Raw genomic sequence first — 15,353 nt, 5'->3', positions numbered from 1 at the left:
GATCAACGATTGCGAAGCTGCTTGCGTCCGGTGAACATCGCACGCACCAGGTTCTGACGCTGCAGCAATCCCACCACGATGACGCCGAGCACGTGCAGCCCGACCAGGACGATCGCCGCATCCGAGGCATAGACGTGGGTGTCCTCGACCCACCAGACGCCGAAGAAGGTGACGGTGACCTCCATTGCACCTGTAATCGCGGAGACCGCGAGCGTGAGCAGCAGTGCCACCAGCATCACGGTGCCCGCGGGATTGAGCCCGATATAGCGGCCGGTGATGCCGCGGCGGAGATTCCAGATGTAGCGCGGCGCGGCGCGCAATCGGACGCCGAGCTTGCCGAAGCGCGCATAGCGCGTGCCGGCAAAGCCCCAGATCAGCCGGAACGCCAATAGCCCGATCACGGAATAACCCGCCAGCCGGTGCAGCCGGTCATGGACGTTGGGCGTCACCCATGCGACCAGGACGAGGATGGCGAGCGCCCAGTGCCAGAGCCGCAGCGGCAGGTCCCAGACCTGCACGGTGGTGGCGCCGCGGGCGCCGGGCGCCGCCTTCGTCATCGCGCCTGCTTCACTTCGCGATCGTGTGCTTCAGGCTGAGATCCTCCGGGCTGTAGAACAGCTCGTAGAGCTTGCCTTCCTTGACGCCGTACACTTCGTAGCAGGAGCCCTCGACCTTCGAGCGGCGCACCTCGTAGCCGGCAGCCTTGGCCTTGGCTTCGGCATCGGTTGCCGGCTTCCACGACGCCTTGTCGAGCTTGGTGCAAGTCTTGTAGCCGTCGGCGAGCGCCGCCGAACCCAAATGCCCCAGAACGCACGCTGCAAGCGCAGCGCTCATCATCACTCTCACGCGCATCTCCCCTCCGTTGACGATCATGCCCACAACGCCATCGCGCTGAGCACATGCGTGAACAATGCCGAGGTGATTGCCAAGTCAAGGAAGCGCGGACGCGGCACGCTTTAGAGAAATTCTAACGGCTGCGAAAACCACTTTGCGCTCCACGCGCAATTTGGTTTTGACCGCTTGCTGCGGCCTTACGCCTCATCGGTCTGCCGGCGCGGCCTTTCAGTCAGGACGCGGCACCCGCCATTGCCAGACGAACTGCGGGGCGTTCGGTCGTTACAGGCATCCGCCCACTGATCATCTGTGCGACCTTCTCGCTCTGGACCGCGGGGCTGAAGTGAAAGCCCTGCACTTCCACGCAAGCGTCGGCGCGCAGGATGTCGAGCTGCTCCCTGGTCTCGACGCCTTCGGCCGTCGTCGTCTTGCCGAGACTAACGGCGAAGCGAACGATCGCGCGCGCAATCCGGCGCGACTCGTCGGTTGCGCCCGAGAGTTCGGACACGAAGCTGCGGTCGATCTTGACCTTGTCGAACGGAAATTTCTGCAGGAAGCTCAGCGACGAATAGCCGGTACCGAAATCGTCGAGCGCGATCCGCACCCCGAGATCATGCAGCTGACTGAGCGCCGCGAACACCGCCTCGCTGTCCTGGATGATCGCCGTTTCGGTGACTTCGAGCTCGAGCCTGTCAGGCGAAACGCCCGAGCTCGCCAACGCGTGCACGATCACCGGGACCAGCTCCGGGCTCCTGAACTGCACCGGCGACAGATTGATCGCGATCTTGAGATCATCGGGCCATTTGGCGGCTTCCGCACACGCGGTGCGCAGCACCCATTCGCCGAGCGGCACGATCAGGCCGGTCTCTTCCGCCAGCGGAATGAACTGCGCCGGTGAGACCATGCCACGTTGCGGATGATGCCATCGCAACAGCGCCTCGAAGCCACAGGTCTCCCCGCTCGCGACATTGATGAACGGCTGATAGTACAGCTCGAACTCACCGTTGGCGAGCGCGCTGCGCATGTCGCGCTCGAGGCTGCGCCGGGTCTGCAGCTGCCGATCGAGCTCCGGCTCGAAGAAACGGAACGAGCCGCGTCCGCCGCTCTTGGCCGAGTAGAGCGCAAGATCGGCGCTGCGCAGCACCTCGTCGGAATCGCTGCCGTCGCGCGGTGCGATCGCAATCCCGATGCTGCTCGTGGTGGTCACCCGATGATCGCCGAGATCGATCGGCTCGCTGAGCGCCTTTTTGATCTTCTCCGCGAGCAAACCGGCTTCCGCGACCGGATCGCTGACGTGGTCGATCACCGCGAATTCGTCGCCGCCGAGCCGCGCGACCAGCGTAGTGTCGCTGACGCACCGGCGCAACCGTGCGGCCACCGACTTCAGCAACGCATCGCCCGCCGCGTGTCCAAGCGTGTCGTTGACGTCCTTGAAGCGGTCGAGATCGAGCATCAGCACCGCGAGGCTCGGCCCGCCACATCTCGCGCCGGAGAGCGCCTGCTCCATCCACTCCTTGAGCAGCACGCGATTCGGCAAATCGGTCAGCGCGTCGTGTTGCGCCATATGGGTGATCTTGGCCTCGGAGCGCCGCTGCTCGGTGACGTCGCGATGCGTCGCCACCCAGCCACCGCCGGGCATCGGCTGTCGCGTCACGCAGATCAGCCGGCCGTCGGCAAGCTCGTCGACCCGGCTGCTGATCTCGCCGGCCGGCAGCGCGTTCAGTGTTGCGAGCACCTGGGTCGCGGCGCTGTCGCTGGTCTCGCCCTTGAGAAGGCCGTTGGCGATCCGATGCGTGATGATCTCGCGATGAGCGGTGCCGGGCAGCAGCAATTCGGGCGGCAGCCGGTACATCTTGGCGTAGCGATCGTTGCACACCACGAGACGCTTCTCCGCATCGAACATGCAGAGGCCTTCACCCATGTGGTTGATCGCCGTATCCAGCCGGAGCCGGTGTTCCTCCAGCTCCTTCTGCGAGGCCTCGACCTGCTGCCGCGCCAGCGAGAGCTGGCTGATGATTTCCTCGAAGCGACGGGTGCGAAGCGCGAGGCGCCGGTCGGCAAGCACGCCGACCAGGCTCATCCCGAGCACGGACAGCGCCACGCCCGCGATCACGATGGCGAGGAAGGCGGGAGAGAGCGACAGGGCTTGCGGAGCTTGCAGCGGGTCTGGAACGATCTCGACCGCGCCCATCGCGGTGAAATGATGCGACACGATCGCAAGCGTCAGCAACAGCGCCGCGACCAGCGACATCCAGCGATCCTGATAGCGGACCGCGACCGACAGCGCGGCGTAACCGAACAGCATGCCGAGCACGATGGAGGCCGCCACGAGATCCATCGACCACACCACATGGCCCGGCACTTCCAGCGCCCACATTCCGAGATAATGCATGCTGGCGATGCCGGCTCCGATCACCGCGCCACCGACCGGCGCACGCCAGGAGCCGGAGTCGCTGGCGGCAAGGCCGAGTCCGCCGGACGTCAGCATCATCGCAACGGCGAGCGACAGCGCCGTGAGGACGATGCCGTAGCCGGTCGGCACGCCCGGCTCGTAGGCGAGCATGGCGATGAAATGTGTTGCCCAGATGCCGTAGCCGATCGCAGCTCCCGCGATCGCGATCCAGATCAGCCGCGTCCTCGCCTGCGAAGCGATCGCGCGATGGAAGATGTTGACGGCGACAATGCTGGCAACGAAGCAGACCAGGCCGGCGAGCAGAACGAGCCGCCAGTCATGCTCACCTGAAAGACACGTAAGAACACGAAACATGCGCCGGTCCATGGTTGTCCGCGCCGACAAGCTAGGCCGATTGAATTGTCTTCTCGATAATTTTCTACAACTTTCAGTGGCATGGTTATCCGCGCGTAAGCCGATTCCGCACGGAAATTGATGGCTCCATAAATATTCTACATGACCTGCGATCGCACGTCTTCAGCCCTCGAGCGGAACCAGGACGGTTTCGCCGGTTGCGACCAGCGACGCCTCGCCCTGCGCGTTCTCCGCGAAACATGCGCAGGCCGATGCGATCGGTCGTCACGCGCCCGCTAGTAGCCGGCGGCGGCGAGCGCCACGACGGCGCTCATCGCCATCCAGCCGAAATGCCGGCCGCGGGTCGCGACCGCATTGGCGAGCGCGGCGCTGCCGAACACGATGGCGAGCGTCGCCACGATCCAGTGCCGCGCGGCATCGGAGGCCATCGCCGGCGCGGCGACCAGCAGCACGCCGCCCCCGATCCAGGCGACCGTGCCGGCCTGATAGACCAGACGAAGCAAGAGACGCAGCCGCGGCGGCTCGACGGTGGCGCGTGCGAACACTTTGGTCTCGCCGAGAACGCCATGGATCAGGCTGACCAGGATGGCGATGATTCCGGCGCCTTGCAGCAAAAGATCACGCATCGCGACGTCTCCATACAGTACTGTATGGATAGGACACCGCCGGCTGGCGCCTGTCAATACACTTGTGTATGGTCGGGCGCGGACGGGGAACCATGACGGAACAGCTCTCGGTCAAGGACTGGCTCGATCAGGGCCTGAAGACGCTGGCGAAGCACGGCTTCACGGCGCTCAAGGCCGAGCCGCTCGCCAAGGCGATGGGCGTCTCGCGCGGCAGCTTCTACTGGCATTTCGCCGACATCGGCGCCTACCGCGCCGCGATCCTCGACCATTGGCGCGAGGTTGCCGCCGAGCAGGTGATCGCCGAGCTCGAGACCGTTCCGGAAGGCGGCGACGCGCTGGCGCTGCTGCTGCGCCGGACCTTCTCGGCGCGGCTGGCGCTGGAGCGCGCGGTACGCAGCTGGGCGACCGCCGATGCCGCGGCGCGCGCCGCCGTGCTCGAAGTCGACCAGCGCCGCATCGGCTATATCGAAACCCTGCTCCGGCACGCCGGATTCCCCGACGACGTGGCGCGCGGCCGGGCGCAGATCTTCTATTGGGCGTTCATCGGCTACGCGCTGTCCGAGCAAACGCTGCCGAAGCCGCGCCAGCAGGCCGCAATCGACGAGCTGTTGCGGATGACCAAGCGCTGACAGCTGACACGAGAATGTGCTACACGACGGCCAGTTTGTTCTGACGCGTTTTCTTCACGCGAACCGCTGCCCACTTCGCTCGAAAACGCTCCAGTCGGAGACATCAATGAATTCGACGACCGACCATCTCGAGAGCACCGCCGACCCAAAACTGCTCGAAATCCTGGTGTGCCCGATCACCAAGGGACCGCTGGAGTTCGACGCCGCGCGGCAGGAGCTGATCTCGCGCTCCGCAAAGCTCGCCTATCCGATCCGTGACGGCATCCCGATCATGTTGCCGGAAGAGGCGCGCAAGATCGACTAAAACATGATCCGGCAAAGTGTGAGGCGGTTTTCCCGCGACAAACGCAAGCGTTTGCGCTGAGATCATGCTCCAATAAGAGGACCACATGCGCGCCCTCGTCACATGGCTGCTGCTGCTCGCCTCGGTGGCGAGCGCGACGGCCGACGAGAGCAGGCTGCGCATCGGCGCCATTGACGCGGTGCTGACCGTGCCGTCCGACATCGCAAAACCGCCGGTAGCGCTGCTGATCGCCGGCTCCGGCTCGACCGATCATGACGGCAACGGGCCGCAGCTCAAGCCGGCAACGTTGAAGAAACTCTCCGAGCAGCTGGTCGCACGCGGCATCGCGACGCTGCGCTACGACAAGCGCGGCGCCGGCGAATGGAAAAAGGAGTTCGGTCGTCCGGAGGACTTTCGCTTCAAGGACTATGTCGGCGACGCGACGGCACTGATCGAGTATCTGCGCGGCAGCGGCAAGTTCGCTCATGTTGCGGTGGTCGGGCACAGCGAAGGCGGCCTGGTCGCGATCCTCGCCGCACAGCGCGTGCCGATCGACCGGCTGGTGCTGCTGGCAACGGCGGCGCGCAAGCAGGGCGACCTGTTGAAGGCGCAGCTCGAAAAGCAGCTGCCGCCGGACAAATTCGCGCCGATCGGAAAGGCCATCGACGACATCATGGCCGGGCAGATCGTCAACCCGCCGCCGGCGGGACTGGCGATCGCGCCTGCGATGCAGCCCGCCATCGCATCCGCCTTTACCGAGGATCCGATCGATCCGATGAAGAAGATTACCGGGCTTGTCCTGATCGTCGCGGGCGGCCGCGACCATCAGCTGGCGCGGCTCGACTTCCTCGCACTCACCACCGCCGACTTCGCGGCCAAATCATTGTGGCTGCCGGACATGAATCACCTGCTGGTCGACGTCACCGACGCGGCGGACGACATGGCAAGCTACAACGAGCCGGAGCGGTCGCTCGACCCCGACCTGATCGACGCAGTGGCTGGCTTCATTTCACAGAAATAGTGGATGCGAAGGCCGTAACCCGGACGAAGCGCAGCGCAATTCGGGCTACGGCACCGAGCAAGCCTACAGCGCCTCGCCCTTCAGCAGCCGCGGCACTTCGCCTGACAATCCTGCCGCCTGGCGGATGAACATGCTCTTCAGCGGCGGCGCACGATCGACGAGGCCCAATCCGATGTCGCGCACGGCGCGCAGCAGCGTCGATTCGTTGGAGAACAGGAAGTTCAGCGAGTTGGTGGCAACACCCATCGCCATCGTGTCGAAGCGCCGCCACCGCTGATAGCGCTCGAGCACGTCGGCCTGTCCGAGATCCATGCCGAGCCGCGCCGCATCGACGACGACCTCGGCAAGTGCCGCCACATCCTTCAGGCCCATGTTGAGCCCTTGTCCTGCGATCGGATGGATCACATGCGCGGCGTCGCCGATCAGCGCCAGCCGTTCGGCAATGAACGAGCGCGCGACGAAATAGCCGAGCGGAAATGCGCGCGCGGCTTGTCGAGCGCCTTGATCTCACCGAGGTGCAAACCAAAACGCTGCTCGAGCTCGGCGTGGAATTCCTCCTCGCTCAGCGCCGTGATGCGCGCGGCTTCCTTGCGCGTCTCGGTCCACACCAACGACGAGCGATTGCCGGTCAGCGGCAGGATCGCGAACGGACCGGCAGGCAGGAAATGCTCCTCGGCGCGGCCGTGATGTTCGCGCTCATGCCCGACGGTGACCACGATGCCGGATTGGTCATAATCCCAGCCGTGGGTGGCAATCCCGGCACGCTCGCGCAGTTTCGAGCGCGCGCCGTCGGCGGCGACCAGCAGGCTCGCATCGATCTCGGTGCCGTCGGCCAGCCGCACGCTGACGCCGTCGGGCCGCGAGTCGAAACTCGACACCGGGGTGGCGCGCAGCTCGACCCCCTCGGCCTCGGCGCGGGTTGCGAGTGCATCGATCAGATAGCGGTTCTCGACCATATGGGCGAACGGCTCGCCGGGCTCGACATTGCCGGCGAAGGTCAGGAACACCGGGCGCGTCGCGTCCTCCAGCTTGGAATCGGTCACGACCATGTCGGTGATCGGCTGCGCCGTCGGCGCCACCTGCCCCCAGACGCCGAGGGTCTCGAACAGCCGCCGGCAGGCGGCCACGATCGCGGTCGCGCGCGGATCGCGGCTCGGGCGCTGGCTCAGCGCCGGATCGGCCACGATGACCGGAATGTCCGGCCCCAGCCCCTGGCGCAACGCCACGGCCAGCGCCAGACCCGCAAAAGCGCCCCCGCAGATGACAATACTTCGCTGTGCCGGCATGCCGTTCCTTTACGCGCCCTGCGCTCTCAGACTGTGCTTGCTACCTGATAATAGCTGGGCGAAACAGGGGACAGAAACAAGAGCGGCTAATCAGCCCCGTCGTCATTCCGGGGCGCGCAACGCGCGAACCCGGAATCCATCAGGCCGCATCTTCCGTGGATGAATGGATTCCGGGCTCTCGCTTCGCGAGCCCCGGAATGACGGCATTTAACCCATTCAGGACGCCCCCCTCATGTCCAAGAGCCTGATCGACCTGTTGTCCATCCTCGATCTCGAGCAGCTCGAGGTGAATTTGTTCCGCGGCAACAGCCCGAAGACGAGCTGGCAGCGCGTTTTCGGCGGCCAGGTGATCGGCCAGGCCATGGTCGCGGCCTGCCGCACCGTCGAGGGCCGCCTGCCGCACTCGATCCATTGCTATTTCATCCTGCCGGGCGATCCGCAGATTCCGATCATCTACCAGGTCGAGCGGCTGCGCGACGGCAAGAGCTACACCACCCGCCGCGTCACCGCGATCCAGCACGGCAACGCGATCTTCTCCATCATGGTCTCGTTCCACGCCGAGGAAGAGAGCAACTTCAATCATCAGGAGAAGATGCCCGACGTGCCGCCGCCGGAGAAGCTGACCGCGGAGGAAGTGTCGAAGCAGCCGATGTTCAAGGAAATGCCGGTGTTCATCCGCCGCTACTATGAGAGCGACCGGCCGATCGAGCTGCGCCCGGTCGAGCTTGGCCGCTATTTCGGCCAGCAGATCGAGGATGGCCGCATCCATGTCTGGATCCGCACCGCGGCGAAATTGCCCGACGATCCGGCGCTGCATCTGTGCGCGCTCGCCTATGCGTCGGATTTCTCGCTGCTCGATGCGGTCATGGCGCGCTACGGCCGCACGCTGTTCGACCGGCGCATGATGCCGGCGAGCCTCGATCACGCGATGTGGTTTCACCGCCCGTTCCGCGCCGACGAATGGCTGCTCTACGCGCAGGATTCGCCGAGCGCGCAGTCCGGCCGCGGCCTGACCCGCGGCCAGATCTTCAAGCCCGACGGCACGCTGGTGGCATCCGTCGCGCAAGAAGGTTCGGTGCGCGAACGCATGGCGTAAGCATGATCCGGAAGAGCGCGAAGCGTTTTTCCGGAAAGATCAAACAAGAACCTCAAGCGCGATGACGATCAACCTGACCTCATCGCGCTTTAGCGCGCTCAGGAGCCTGCGTAGGCGCCGCGCTCGGTCAGCGCGAATTGAGAGATGAACCAGTTGGCGTACCAGCGCAGCACCCACGGAATCGGGATCAGGAACCCGCAGCCGATGGTGAACACGATGGTTCGCCACAGCACCTCGAGGCCGGAGGCATTGAAGGTGACCTCGCGGCGCGTGCCCTCGACGTTGCGGCAGATCCAGCGCAGCCATGCCGTCATCACCCAGGCCCAGCCGATGATGGTGACGGCTGCGATCACCATCAGCACGTACCAGCCGACATAGACCGCCGGGCTGCCGTTGAACGAGATCGGCAGCTCCTGACCGCTCGAGCTGAGACGGCTGAAGATCCAGCGAACGATCATCCAGCTCAAGAAGCCCTGCAGCAGCAGCGAGAGCAGCGTGACGATGTTGCTGTTGGCCGCTCCGGCATAGGTCAGAAGACCGAGCACGATGAAGACGTACCAGATGTCGAGCGGCTGCCCGGTGAAGCCGAGATGCGGCCGCCCCGGCACGCGGATATAGGGAATCGCGAAGCGGTATAGGCCGGTCGCAGTCCACGGCGCGGGGATGACGAAAATCTGGCCGATGAACATCAGCAAGCTGCGTCCGAACAGGCCCCAGATCGGGAAGTCGGCCGACAGCGCGCCGCCGCTATAGCTTGCCGATGCGGCCACCGGCGGCGGTCCGCCGGCCTGCGGAAACGCCGGCGGCGCACCGGCGCTCGGAACAAGGCCTGGAATCTCCCCGGCCTTCTGCCAGCCGGCCATGCCCTCGGTCCACACCAGGGTATCGGCGCCCACCATGCCACGGGTGATCAGGTCGCGGAGCTGAGCTTCAGGCAGGGGGCCTTTTTGCTGGCCTTCAGATGCATAAAACCAGTTTCGATTCGACATTTTATTGTTCCTCGGGGCGCGGGTGCACGCGCTGTGGCGAGAATGAGCCAGCGGGGAGCGCTGGCCAGGGCGGGAAAGCCATATTCTGGCCGACGGTTGTCGTCCCGTATAGTGACGGAGTTCACGCGCTGCGCACGTTTTCCCCTTCAACCTGCAACTTTTTTATGCCATTTGCCCAGAAAGCTGCCAGATTTGGCGGACGGCAAATTGCCGCTCCGCTGGCGGGACGTGCAGGCTCGGAGATGGCAAGTGCCGCTCCGGGGATGGGCGCACACGGAAAACCTCAAGGAAATGAAGGCCTGAACCATGAAACTCGTCGTCGCGATCATCAAACCGTTCAAGCTCGATGAGGTACGCCAGGCCCTGACCGCGATCGGCGTTCACGGCATGACGGTGACCGAGGTGAAGGGCTATGGCCGCCAGAAGGGCCATACGGAGATCTATCGCGGCGCCGAATATGTCGTGAATTTCCTGCCCAAGCTCAGGATCGAGATCGCCGTCGACACCGCGCTCGCCGACAAGGCGGTCAGCGTCATCACCGAGCACGCCCGTACCGGCCAGATCGGCGACGGCAAGATCTTCGTGACGCCGATCGACCACGCACTGCGCATCCGCACCGGCGAGACCGACAACGACGCGCTCTGAGCCTTGAAGTATGGCTCCTGGAGCATGATCCGGAAAAGTGGAAGCCGGTTTTCCGAAAAGATCATGCTCAAGAAAAGTTCGAGATCATCGCCGGCAACGACGCCGGTGCACGCCGAAATCCACACCAAGAAACCACGACACGCCGGGGAATGATGATGGGGGCACGAGCTCTTCGTGCAGCGATATCAGCTGCGCCGATCACTGCTGCAATCCTGCTCTCGTGGGGTACGCCGGCGTCAGCGCAAGACTCCAGCGCCTCCGGCATCAACGCCGCCGACACCGCCTGGATGATGGTCGCCACCGCGCTGGTGCTGATGATGACGATCCCGGGGCTCGCGCTGTTCTACTCCGGCATGGTGCGCAAGAAGAACGTGCTGGCGACGATGGCGCAGAGCCTCACGGCCGTTGCGATCATTTCGATCCTCTGGGTCATCTTCGGCTATTCGCTGACCTTCGTCGGCAACGGTCCTTGGCTCGGCTCGCTCGACAGCTGGTTCCTGGCCGGCATCACGATGGACAGCGTCAATCCGGCGGCAAAGACCATCCCGGAAGCGCTGTTCATGCTGTACCAGATGACGTTTGCGATCATCACGGTGGCGCTGGTCGCGGGCTCGGTCGCCGACCGCATGCGGTTCTCCGCCTATGTGCTGTTCTCGATCGGCTGGTTCATCTTCGCCTATGTGCCGCTGGCGCATTGGGTGTGGGGCGGCGGCTTCCTCGCCTCGATGGGCGTGATGGATTTCGCCGGCGGCCTCGTCGTGCATCTGTCCGCCGGCATCAGCGGCCTGGTCGCGGCCAAGGTGATGGGCAACCGGCACGGCTACGGCCATGACAATCTGTCGCCGTTCGACCTGTCGCTCGCCGTGGTCGGCACCGGCCTGCTCTGGGTCGGCTGGTTCGGCTTCAACGGCGGCTCGGCGCTGGCGGCCAATTCGCGCGCGGTGATGGCGATCACCGCCACCCATCTTGCGGCCTGCGCCGGCGCGCTGACCTGGGGCGCGATCGAATGGGCGACGCGCCGCAAGCCGTCGGTGCTCGGCATGATCTCGGGCGCGGTCGCAGGGCTCGGCACCATCACCCCGGCATCCGGTTTCGTCGCGCCGTGGCACGGCATCATCATCGGCATCATTGCCGGGCTGGTCTGCTTCTGGGCCTGTACCTGGCTGAAGCACCGTTTCCAGTACGACGACTCGCTCGACGTGTTCGGCGTGCACGGCATCGGCGGCCTCACCGGCACCCTGCTCGCAGGCGTTTTCGCCACCGCGGCGATCGGCGGCACCTCCGGCCTTCTGGAGGGCAATCCGAGGCAGCTCCTGATCCAGCTCTACGGCGTCGTGGTCACGCTGGTCTGGTGCGGCGGCGTCACTTTCGTGCTGCTCAAGCTGGTCTCGGCCTTCGTCCCCTTGCGGGTCTCAATGCAGCAAGAGCTGGAGGGCCTCGACATCTCGCAGCACGGCGAGGCGCTGCAGTAGCGGCCGAGGTCATGGGGGCGCCGCGAGGGCAAACTCGCAAAACAACCCCATGCAAAGGGACCGGGCGCGATCTCACCCCGCACGGCGCGCGTAGAGTTCACGCTTGCACGACACATAAGTGTATGCTTATGTGTCGGCATGGTCGATACCGATATCTTCAAGGCGCTGGCCGATCCGACCCGCCGCAAGGTCTTCGAGAAGCTGGCCGGCGGCAGCCTGAATGCCAGCGCCTTGCGCGACGGATTGGAAATCAGCCAGCCGGCGATGTCGCAGCACCTGGCGGTGCTGCGCGCGGCAGGACTGGTGCGCGAGCAGCGGCAGGGCCGCTTCGTGAATTATGAAGTCGACCCGGACGGGATCGCCAGCATCGGGACCTGGCTCGCCCGCTACCGCGCCTATTGGCCGAAGCGCATCGAAGCGCTCTCCGACCTCTTGAAGGACATGGATCAATGAGCGACACGGTTGAGCCTGACGCCGACGCAGCCTTGGTGATCGAATACGAGCTCGACGCACCGCCCGAGAAAGTATGGCGCGCCGTCACCATTCCAGCCCTGCGTGAACGCTGGCTTCCGGATTGCGATCTCGCGGGCGCTGAACCCCTATCATCGATCACGGGCGAAGAGGTGCGTTACCGGCTCCGCGATTCCGAGCCGCCGTTTCGCGAGAGTCATGTCACCTTCCGGATCGAGCCGAACGAGGCCGGCGGCACCCGGTTTCGCATCATCCAGGAAGCCTGCGACCAGCGCGCAAACCGGCCGCAAGCGGCCAACAGCAACAGCCGCGTGCTGATGCGCGCGGCCTGATCGCAGACTTCATCATCCGCTGAAACTTCATCACCTGCTGAAATGGGAGGTCGCCGATGCGCGACATGATGCAACTCGTCCCGATGGTCGTCGAGCAGTCGTCCCGCGGCGAGCGGTCCTTCGACATCTATTCCAGGCTGCTGCGCGAACGCATCATCTTCCTCAACGGCGAGGTCAATGATGCGATGTCCGGGCTGGTCTGCGCGCAGCTTCTGTTCCTCGAGGCTGACAATCCGAACAAGCCGATCAACCTCTACATCAACTCTTATGGCGGCGTGGTCACCAGCGGGCTTGCGATGTACGACACCATGCAGTTCATCAAGGCGCCGGTACACACGCTGTGCATGGGCACTGCGCGGTCCATGGGGTCGTTCCTGCTGATGGCCGGCGAACCCGGTCACCGCGCGGCGCTCCCGAATGCCAGCCTGCACGTGCATCAGCCGCTCGGCGGCTTCCAGGGCCAGGCCTCCGACATCCAAATCCATGCCGCCGAGATGCAGGCGACCAAGCGGCGCATCATCCGGCTTTATGCGCGGCACTGCCGGCGCACCGAGGCGGACGTGGAACGGACCCTGGACCGCGATCACTTCATGTCGGCGGAACAGGCGCTCGAATGGGGATTGATCGACAGGGTTTTTGCAGCACGCGACGCCGCCTAATGGCCTAGCATTGCTTTATCTAAATACCGACGCCTGCACCGCGGCTGAGCAGAATTGTGTCCAGACCCTGGCTTGCTCACGAATTAGGCCAATCTGATTAGATTTTAGGCGCGACGGAATAGCGCAGCAGCACCTTGCTCCCGCAATGCGGGAAAAGGTCCGGATTCATAATCCATTAGCGAACCCGAGCCGTTTGGCACGGCATTTGATTCTAAGGGTCCCGGCTGTGCCCGCGTAGTGGATGTCTTCCGCGTGGTGAACCTCAGTCGAAACTCCCGGTGTTCGTTCGCACCGGGCCCAAGCGGGGATAGGACTCATGAAAATTGTTATGGCGATCATTAAGCCATTCAAGCTGGAAGAGGTCCGTGACGCCCTGACCGCCATTGGCGTTCACGGTCTCACGGTGACGGAAGTCAAGGGGTACGGCCGCCAGAAGGGCCACACGGAAATCTATCGCGGCGCCGAATATGCGGTGAGCTTCCTGCCCAAGATCAAGATCGAGGTCGCAGTCGCCTCCGATCAGGTCGACAAGACCATCGACGCCATCACCGCCGCCGCCAAGACCGGACAGATCGGCGACGGCAAGATCTTCGTCATCAGCCTCGAGCACGCCGTGCGCATCCGCACCGGCGAGGCCGATGCCGCGGCCCTCTGATTTCGCGCTCAACCTTTAAGACCTCAGGAGTGAAATAACATGACGTTCAAGCGTCCCTATGGCGCGGGACTGGCGGCCCTCGCAGTCGGCCTCTTTGCCGCAACCGCCGCCTACGCCGAGCCAACCGTCAACAAGGGCGACAACGCCTGGATGCTGACATCGACGGTGCTGGTGCTGTTGATGACCATCCCGGGCCTCGCGCTGTTCTATGGCGGTCTCGTCCGCTCCAAGAACATGCTCTCGGTGCTGGCGCAGGTGTTCTACACCGTCTGCATCGTCACCGTGCTCTGGGCCCTCTACGGCTACAGCCTCGCCTTCACCGGCGGCTCCGACTTCATCGGCGGCTTCTCCAAAGCCTTCCTGATGGGCGTCACACCGGACTCAAAGGCTGCGACCTTCTCGGTCGACGCCAACATCTCGGAGCTCGTCTACATGTGCTTCCAGATGACCTTCGCGGCGATCACGCCGGCCCTTATCGTCGGCGCCTTTGCCGAGCGGATGAAGTTCGCTGCGATCGCGCTGTTCATCCCGATCTGGGTGACCGTGATCTACTTCCCGATCGCGCACATGGTCTGGTACTGGCCGGGCCCGGACGCGATCCAGGATGCTGCCAAGGCGCTCGCCGCCGCGGCTGACGGCGATGCCAAGACGAAGGCGCAGGCCGCCCTCGACGCGATCAACGCCGACGCCGGCTGGATCTTCAAGAAGGGTGCGATCGACTTCGCCGGCGGCACCGTTGTGCACATCAACGCGGGCATCGCCGGCCTCGTCGGCGCGCTCCTGATCGGAAAGCGCACCGGCTACGGCAAGGAGCTGATGGCTCCGCACTCGCTGACCATGACCATGATCGGCGCCTCGCTGCTCTGGGTCGGCTGGTTCGGCTTCAACGCTGGTTCGAACCTCGAAGCCAATGGCGGCGCTGCGCTCGCCATGACCAACTCCTTCGTGGCCACGGCCGCGGCGGCGCTGGCCTGGATGTTCGCGGAATGGATCATCAAGGGCCATCCCTCGCTGCTCGGCGCGCTCTCGGGCGCAGTCGCGGGCCTCGTCGCGGTGACGCCAGCGGCCGGTTACGCCGGTCCGATGGGTGCCATCGTGCTCGGCCTCGTGGTTGGCGTGGTCTGCCTGTTCTTCTGCACGGTCGTGAAGAACGCGCTCGGCTATGACGACTCGCTCGATGTGTTCGGCGTCCACTGCGTCGGCGGCATCATCGGTGCGCTCGGCACCGGCATCCTGGTCAACCCGGCGCTCGGCGGTGCCGGCATCATCGACTACACCGCGATCCCGCCGAAGGTTGCCGATTACGACTTCGTGGCGCAGATGACCTCGCAGGTCTGGGGCGTCTGCACCACGCTGGTGTGGTCGGGCGTCGGCTCGGCGATCCTCTACAAGATCGTGGACGTGATCGTCGGCCTGCGTGCCAACGTCGAGACCGAGCGTGAAGGCCTCGACATCACCGAGCACACGGAGCGAGCCTACAACATGTGAGTTCTCCCGGGGCGCGACCTCCCCAAGCGGTCGTTCCCAGAACTACGGTCCGGGCACATACCCGGCAATGTCCGGACCGTTGAGGGGCTCCAGCGCAAGT

The 15,353-nt window shown here is 64.7% G+C and carries 16 protein-coding genes and 1 pseudogene; 11 read left to right on the top strand and 6 right to left on the bottom strand.

Translation table 11 applies throughout. The annotated features are described in order from the left end of the window. Positions 1-2 precede the first annotated feature (2 nt). From ACVWW1_RS30700 to ACVWW1_RS30685, 4 genes are all read right to left on the bottom strand, one after another. A complete protein-coding gene (locus ACVWW1_RS30700; protein ID WP_456658456.1) occupies positions 3-557 on the bottom strand; it encodes a cytochrome b/b6 domain-containing protein in 555 nt (184 codons plus the stop codon). 10 nt (positions 558-567) lie between these two features. After that, positions 568-837 carry a PepSY domain-containing protein gene (locus tag ACVWW1_RS30695; RefSeq protein ID WP_456660712.1) on the bottom strand — a complete coding sequence of 90 codons (270 nt, stop codon included), beginning with the start codon at positions 835-837 and terminating at the stop codon, positions 568-570. Between the two features lie 229 nt (positions 838-1,066). Further along, complete coding sequence (locus ACVWW1_RS30690; RefSeq protein ID WP_456658455.1) at positions 1,067-3,601, bottom strand: bifunctional diguanylate cyclase/phosphodiesterase; 2,535 nt, start codon at positions 3,599-3,601, stop codon at positions 1,067-1,069. Positions 3,602-3,876: 275 nt separating this feature from the next. Continuing rightward, positions 3,877-4,227 (bottom strand): hypothetical protein, encoded by a 351-nt coding sequence (locus ACVWW1_RS30685; protein WP_207834136.1) that lies wholly within the window; start codon positions 4,225-4,227, stop codon positions 3,877-3,879. A 92-nt stretch (positions 4,228-4,319) separates the two neighbouring features. On the opposite strand from ACVWW1_RS30685, the gene ACVWW1_RS30680 reads away from it, so the two are divergent. From ACVWW1_RS30680 to ACVWW1_RS30670, 3 genes are all read left to right on the top strand, one after another. Then, positions 4,320-4,856, top strand: a complete 537-nt coding sequence (locus tag ACVWW1_RS30680; protein WP_456658454.1) for a TetR/AcrR family transcriptional regulator — start codon at positions 4,320-4,322, stop codon at positions 4,854-4,856. 106 nt (positions 4,857-4,962) lie between these two features. Then, positions 4,963-5,160 carry a Trm112 family protein gene (locus ACVWW1_RS30675; protein ID WP_018269337.1) on the top strand — a complete coding sequence of 66 codons (198 nt, stop codon included), beginning with the start codon at positions 4,963-4,965 and terminating at the stop codon, positions 5,158-5,160. An 85-nt stretch (positions 5,161-5,245) separates the two neighbouring features. Then, positions 5,246-6,160 (top strand): alpha/beta hydrolase, encoded by a 915-nt coding sequence (locus tag ACVWW1_RS30670; RefSeq protein WP_456658453.1) that lies wholly within the window; start codon positions 5,246-5,248, stop codon positions 6,158-6,160. A gap of 63 nt (positions 6,161-6,223) precedes the next feature. On the opposite strand, the pseudogene ACVWW1_RS30665 reads toward ACVWW1_RS30670, so the two are convergent. Next, positions 6,224-7,446 (bottom strand): annotated as a pseudogene (locus ACVWW1_RS30665) (ubiquinone biosynthesis hydroxylase). A 232-nt stretch (positions 7,447-7,678) separates the two neighbouring features. Between ACVWW1_RS30665 and tesB the strand changes: the two are divergent. Then, positions 7,679-8,542 carry an acyl-CoA thioesterase II gene (gene tesB / locus ACVWW1_RS30660; protein WP_456658452.1) on the top strand — a complete coding sequence of 288 codons (864 nt, stop codon included), beginning with the start codon at positions 7,679-7,681 and terminating at the stop codon, positions 8,540-8,542. Between the two features lie 98 nt (positions 8,543-8,640). Here the strand turns inward: tesB and ACVWW1_RS30655 are convergent, their stop codons facing one another. Continuing rightward, entirely contained in the window at positions 8,641-9,531 is an 891-nt protein-coding gene (locus ACVWW1_RS30655; RefSeq protein ID WP_456658451.1) for a DUF4339 domain-containing protein, read from the bottom strand. Positions 9,532-9,837: 306 nt separating this feature from the next. Here ACVWW1_RS30655 and ACVWW1_RS30650 point away from each other — a divergent pair, with 306 nt between their 5' ends. From ACVWW1_RS30650 to ACVWW1_RS30620, 7 genes are all read left to right on the top strand, one after another. After that, positions 9,838-10,176, top strand: coding sequence for a P-II family nitrogen regulator (locus tag ACVWW1_RS30650; RefSeq protein ID WP_092121117.1), 339 nt, complete (start codon positions 9,838-9,840; stop codon positions 10,174-10,176). A gap of 155 nt (positions 10,177-10,331) precedes the next feature. Further along, on the top strand, positions 10,332-11,648 hold the full coding sequence (locus ACVWW1_RS30645) for an ammonium transporter (protein ID WP_456660711.1): 1,317 nt from the start codon (positions 10,332-10,334) through the stop codon (positions 11,646-11,648). Positions 11,649-11,786: 138 nt separating this feature from the next. Beyond that, positions 11,787-12,101 carry an ArsR/SmtB family transcription factor gene (locus ACVWW1_RS30640; RefSeq protein WP_016841428.1) on the top strand — a complete coding sequence of 105 codons (315 nt, stop codon included), beginning with the start codon at positions 11,787-11,789 and terminating at the stop codon, positions 12,099-12,101. Continuing rightward, positions 12,098-12,451, top strand: coding sequence for an SRPBCC family protein (locus tag ACVWW1_RS30635; RefSeq protein WP_456658450.1), 354 nt, complete (start codon positions 12,098-12,100; stop codon positions 12,449-12,451). Before ACVWW1_RS30640 ends, ACVWW1_RS30635 begins: the two co-directional genes overlap by 4 nt. A 56-nt stretch (positions 12,452-12,507) precedes the next feature. Beyond that, positions 12,508-13,110 (top strand): ATP-dependent Clp protease proteolytic subunit, encoded by a 603-nt coding sequence (locus tag ACVWW1_RS30630; RefSeq protein ID WP_456658449.1) that lies wholly within the window; start codon positions 12,508-12,510, stop codon positions 13,108-13,110. Between the two features lie 316 nt (positions 13,111-13,426). Further along, positions 13,427-13,765 (top strand): P-II family nitrogen regulator, encoded by a 339-nt coding sequence (locus tag ACVWW1_RS30625; RefSeq protein ID WP_044539269.1) that lies wholly within the window; start codon positions 13,427-13,429, stop codon positions 13,763-13,765. Between the two features lie 39 nt (positions 13,766-13,804). Next, a complete protein-coding gene (locus tag ACVWW1_RS30620; protein WP_176534502.1) occupies positions 13,805-15,253 on the top strand; it encodes an ammonium transporter in 1,449 nt (482 codons plus the stop codon). The last annotated feature ends 100 nt before the right edge of the window (positions 15,254-15,353 follow it).

This window comes from Bradyrhizobium sp. JR3.5 (assembly GCF_054057015.1).
This window is presented reverse-complemented; position numbering and strand designations above follow the sequence as displayed.

What these genes read in the sequence shown, in the direction of transcription:
- ACVWW1_RS30700 (WP_456658456.1), bottom strand. Translation starts at nt 557, where the DNA reads ATGACGAAGGCGGCGCCCGGCGCCCGCGGCGCCACCACCGTGCAGGTC.
- ACVWW1_RS30695 (WP_456660712.1), bottom strand. Translation starts at nt 837, where the DNA reads ATGATGAGCGCTGCGCTTGCAGCGTGCGTTCTGGGGCATTTGGGTTCG.
- ACVWW1_RS30690 (WP_456658455.1), bottom strand. Translation starts at nt 3,601, where the DNA reads ATGTTTCGTGTTCTTACGTGTCTTTCAGGTGAGCATGACTGGCGGCTC.
- ACVWW1_RS30685 (WP_207834136.1), bottom strand. Translation starts at nt 4,227, where the DNA reads ATGCGTGATCTTTTGCTGCAAGGCGCCGGAATCATCGCCATCCTGGTC.
- ACVWW1_RS30680 (WP_456658454.1), top strand. Translation starts at nt 4,320, where the DNA reads ATGACGGAACAGCTCTCGGTCAAGGACTGGCTCGATCAGGGCCTGAAG.
- ACVWW1_RS30675 (WP_018269337.1), top strand. Translation starts at nt 4,963, where the DNA reads ATGAATTCGACGACCGACCATCTCGAGAGCACCGCCGACCCAAAACTG.
- ACVWW1_RS30670 (WP_456658453.1), top strand. Translation starts at nt 5,246, where the DNA reads ATGCGCGCCCTCGTCACATGGCTGCTGCTGCTCGCCTCGGTGGCGAGC.
- tesB (WP_456658452.1), top strand. Translation starts at nt 7,679, where the DNA reads ATGTCCAAGAGCCTGATCGACCTGTTGTCCATCCTCGATCTCGAGCAG.
- ACVWW1_RS30655 (WP_456658451.1), bottom strand. Translation starts at nt 9,531, where the DNA reads ATGTCGAATCGAAACTGGTTTTATGCATCTGAAGGCCAGCAAAAAGGC.
- ACVWW1_RS30650 (WP_092121117.1), top strand. Translation starts at nt 9,838, where the DNA reads ATGAAACTCGTCGTCGCGATCATCAAACCGTTCAAGCTCGATGAGGTA.
- ACVWW1_RS30645 (WP_456660711.1), top strand. Translation starts at nt 10,332, where the DNA reads ATGGGGGCACGAGCTCTTCGTGCAGCGATATCAGCTGCGCCGATCACT.
- ACVWW1_RS30640 (WP_016841428.1), top strand. Translation starts at nt 11,787, where the DNA reads ATGGTCGATACCGATATCTTCAAGGCGCTGGCCGATCCGACCCGCCGC.
- ACVWW1_RS30635 (WP_456658450.1), top strand. Translation starts at nt 12,098, where the DNA reads ATGAGCGACACGGTTGAGCCTGACGCCGACGCAGCCTTGGTGATCGAA.
- ACVWW1_RS30630 (WP_456658449.1), top strand. Translation starts at nt 12,508, where the DNA reads ATGCGCGACATGATGCAACTCGTCCCGATGGTCGTCGAGCAGTCGTCC.
- ACVWW1_RS30625 (WP_044539269.1), top strand. Translation starts at nt 13,427, where the DNA reads ATGAAAATTGTTATGGCGATCATTAAGCCATTCAAGCTGGAAGAGGTC.
- ACVWW1_RS30620 (WP_176534502.1), top strand. Translation starts at nt 13,805, where the DNA reads ATGACGTTCAAGCGTCCCTATGGCGCGGGACTGGCGGCCCTCGCAGTC.